The organism is Pseudoalteromonas aliena (genome assembly GCF_038155085.1).
Lineage (GTDB): Bacteria > Pseudomonadota > Gammaproteobacteria > Enterobacterales > Alteromonadaceae > Pseudoalteromonas > Pseudoalteromonas aliena_A.
The window spans coordinates 1-217 of record NZ_JBAKAU010000196.1; the positions used below are offsets into that span (position 1 = coordinate 1).

The following is a 217-nucleotide window of genomic DNA, read 5'->3' on the forward strand; positions in this document are numbered from 1 at the left end:
ATGATGGATTTGAACCATCGACCAATTGATTAAAAGTCAACTGCTCTACCAACTGAGCTAATGACCCGCTCTGACGTTGCGTTTTATAACAACTTAGTACTATACGTAAATCCGCCGATAAAAGACCATTCAAAAATGGTGGGTTATGATGGATTTGAACCATCGACCAATTGATTAAAAGTCAACTGCTCTACCAACTGAGCTAATAACCCGCTCT

At 39.6% G+C, this 217-nt stretch carries 1 tRNA gene; it reads right to left on the reverse strand.

Annotated elements, in window-relative coordinates:
- Window positions 1-136 precede the first annotated feature (136 nt).
- Window positions 137-212: transfer RNA gene (locus V6260_RS19060), tRNA-Lys, on the reverse strand.
- Between the last annotated feature and the right edge of the window lie 5 nt (window positions 213-217).